Genomic DNA, 3469 nt, shown 5'->3' on the forward strand with positions numbered 1-3469 from the left:
GTGGCCGCGAGCGTCGCGAGGCGTGCGATCGCCGCCGGTGCGGCGACGGGCGATGTGATCAGGATGCCCGCGATGCCGCCGTCGGCCAGCACCTCGGCCTCGCCGATCTTCGCGCAGCAGACGCCGACCGCGCCCGCCGCCTTTTGCCGCTGCGCGATGTCGACGCTCTTGTGCGTCTTCGCATGCGGGCGAAGCCCGATACCGCGCGCTGCCGCGAGCGCGGCCATCGCCCGGATATTGCGGTCGAGCGCATCGACGTCGAGGACGAGCACCGGCGTATTGAGATCGGCGCGCGATCCCTGCCGGCCGATCAGATGGGCGTGCAATTCACGATCGGTTGTCATGCGAACAAGCTCTCCAGATGCGGGTTGAGGAATTTGCCATGCGGATCGGCGGCGCGGCGCGTCGCAATATAGCGCCCCGCCATCGGATAAAGCGCCGCGACGTCGGCGCGGCCCAGCGTGTGGCGCTTGGCCCAGTGCGGCCGCCCGCCGGCGCCGCGAAAGATCGCCTCGGCATCGGCGAACAGGCGCTGCCAGGGCATCTTTGCATATTGATGCATCGAGATCGCGGCGACCGGCCCGGCGTTCATCGGGCTCATCCAGATATCGTCGGCGGCGACGACGCGATATTCGAACGGGAAGGTGACCGGCAGGCGTTTGCGCCGGATCCAGCCGACGACCTCGTCCAGTGTTTCGAGGCCCGCACCGCGCGGCATTTCATACTCCATCTCCTCGAACCGGAGGGTCCGGTCGGAGGGAAAGATGCTGTGCGCGGGGCCGCGGCGATCGCCCTTGATGGTCGTCCGCATCATCGCGCGCTGCAGCCAGGGGGTGAGGAAGGGCGCGCGTGCAGCGACTTCGAGCACGCGGCGGAACGCGGTTTCCTCCATGTCGGTGGTGCGCGGCGGCGGATCGCAGGGGTCGCACAGGTCGAGCGTTTTGAGGATCACCTGATCGCTGTGCGGAAAGAACCAGAATTCGACATGCCGGTGCTGCTGCGTCAGCTCCTCGTAACTTTCGCGCACCTCGGCCCAGCGGCGCTTTTCGATCCGTTCGGCAAGATGGAAAGCGGGAACGACCGCAACGTCGATTTCGGTCGCGACGCCGAACAGGCCGAGCGACAGCCGCTGTGCCTGAAACAGGTCGGCGTTGGTCGCGGCATCGCACCAATGCGCTTCGCCATCGGCACCGGTCAGCCGGAATCCCTGCGCAAAGGTCGAGAGCGAACCGAGCCCGGCGCCGGTGCCGTGCGTCCCCGTCGCCATCGCGCCGGCAAGCGCCTGCGGATTCACGTCGCCCTGATTGGCGAGCGCCAGCCCTTCTTCCCAGAGCGCGGCAGTCAGCCGGCGGATGCTCCATCCGGCAGGGATGCGCGCGGTGCGGCGGTCGGCGGCGACGCGAAGCGCGCCCGGCATATCGTCCAAGCTGACGATCAGTTCGCGCGATTCGCAAAGCGGCATGAAGCTGTGCCCGGCCCCGGTGGCGCGCAGCTTTTGCGCGCTGCGGACGAGCATCGCCAGCTCGTCCTCGCTTCGCGGCCGGGCGACCTGGCCGCTCGCGGCGACGCTGCCCGACCAGTTGCTCCAGCTCATCTGCTTCTCCCGTGGCTCACCCGGCAAGGCTGTCGTCACGAAAAAAGTTAGTCAAGACTATATTTAGGGCAGCAAGGATTTCAGCGCGCCGTGATCTGCCGCGCGAAATGGATCTGCACCGCCTCACGCACGCCGCGCGCGATCTTTTTCCGCCCGGCGGTCGAGGCAAGAAATTCGGCATCGTCCTTGTTCGAAATGAAGCCGGTTTCGAAGAGGATCGAGGGGACATCGGGCGCTTTCAGCACGATGAGCGACGCGAAGCGGTGCGCGGTCGTGCGGAATTTCACGTCGTCCGATGATTCGCGCTGGAGCAGGCGGGCAAAGGCGGACGAGATATTCATCGTTTCGCGCTGGGTGAGGTCGAGCAGGATCGACGACACATCGCTGCTGTGCGCGCCAAGGTCGACGCCGTTGATGATATTCGCCTTGTTCTCGCGCGCCGCGAGCCGCGCCGCTTCGCGGTCCGAGGCGACTTCGGAGAGCGTATAGATCGACGCGCCGCGGGCTTCCCGATTCTCGGCGGCGTCGGCGTGGACCGAAATGAACAGGTCGGCCTTCAGCCGCCGCGCGATGCCGTAGCGCTCCTCGAGCACCAGATAGCGGTCGTCTGCGCGCGTGAGCGCGACGCGCACGCGGCCCGAAGCGAGCAGGTCATCGCGGATCGCGCGGGCAAGCGCGAGGGTGATGTCTTTCTCATACTTGCCGCTGTGCGGCGAAATCGCGCCGGGATCGTGCCCGCCATGCCCCGCGTCGATCACGACCAGCGGCAGCCGGCTGTCCCCGGGACCCTGAACCGGCGGCAGCGCGACCGAAGGCTTCGGCTTTCCGATCGGAACGGTGACGCTGTAGCGTTTCCCGGGCGGCCTGGCGCGAAAGCCCGCGGGTGGCTGCAATCCGACGCGCGGACCGCGTGAAGCGCGCTCGAATTCGTCGGCCGAGACAGGACGAGAGCGCAAGGTGGCCCCGGGAATGCCGGTTTCGATCGCGCCCGACTGCCCCGCCTGCACAGCCGGGGGCGTCGCGATCATGCCGAGCAGGACGAGGATAAGGGTCACGCCGCGTCTATGCCGCCCGATGCGCGCGATGGTCCAGCGCTTATTGAAAAACATGAGCCCCCCGGCCGCGAAATGTCGTGAACCATGCATTAGCCATCGCGGATCAAGCGCGGGTCAACCTGCAGGGTTAACAGGTGATTCAATGCTTTCGGGGTGGCGGGCTTTCTTGCAACACCTGTGCGTCATCCCATCTTTGGCCTGTGGTTGTGGTTGCCGTCGGGACATGCCGATGCTAGCACGCCATCACTGACGGTGTCGTTCCCGGTGCCGTCCGGCCTTTTGAGGGGAAGGCCTGCTCCGCAAATCCGCGGATCATGGCCGCCTTGGCGCCGGACATACGGGGAAGGGCGACCTGCCGTCAGTCCACCCGGTTGACCGGACAGTCGGGGCGATCGCCAGACGCCCGCCCTGCCCGCCCGCTCATCCCGTAACAGGTTGATGCCGCATGAGGCTTGCCATGCCCTCTTCATATCCCGACGCGGGCGCTTTCGCCCCGGCCGTCGCCGGATGCGAAGACCGCATGCGCGTCCACGACCGGACGCAGGCCCCTTCCGGCAATAACGTCTTTTTTTCTTTCACCCTTATCCGCCGCGGCCTTCCGCAAGGAGGGTTCGCGGGATTTTTTGATGGCGCGCCGAGGCGCGCTTGGAGTGTTACCAATGACCACGCGCATGTTGATCGACGCGCGGCACCGGGAAGAAACCCGGGTCGCCGTCACCAAGGGAAACCGCATCGAGGAGTTTGATTTCGAGTCCGCCGAGCACAAGCAGCTCAAGGGCAATATCTATCTGGCCAAGGTTACCCGTGTCGAACCGTCGCT

The 3469-nt window shown here is 66.3% G+C and carries 3 protein-coding genes; all 3 read right to left on the reverse strand.

Annotated elements, in window-relative coordinates:
• The coding region (locus tag VN047_RS18680) for an alanine racemase (RefSeq protein WP_325545331.1) at positions 1-344 on the reverse strand (344 nt) is incomplete at its 3' end.
• Positions 341-1594 carry a D-arabinono-1,4-lactone oxidase gene (locus VN047_RS18685; protein WP_325545333.1) on the reverse strand — a complete coding sequence of 418 codons (1254 nt, stop codon included), beginning with the start codon at positions 1592-1594 and terminating at the stop codon, positions 341-343. The genes VN047_RS18680 and VN047_RS18685, both read right to left, overlap by 4 nt.
• An 80-nt stretch (positions 1595-1674) precedes the next feature.
• Positions 1675-2703 carry an N-acetylmuramoyl-L-alanine amidase gene (locus tag VN047_RS18690; protein WP_325545335.1) on the reverse strand — a complete coding sequence of 343 codons (1029 nt, stop codon included), beginning with the start codon at positions 2701-2703 and terminating at the stop codon, positions 1675-1677.
• Positions 2704-3469: the final 766 nt, after the last annotated feature.

The organism is Sphingopyxis sp. (genome assembly GCF_035565275.1).
Lineage (GTDB): Bacteria > Pseudomonadota > Alphaproteobacteria > Sphingomonadales > Sphingomonadaceae > Sphingopyxis.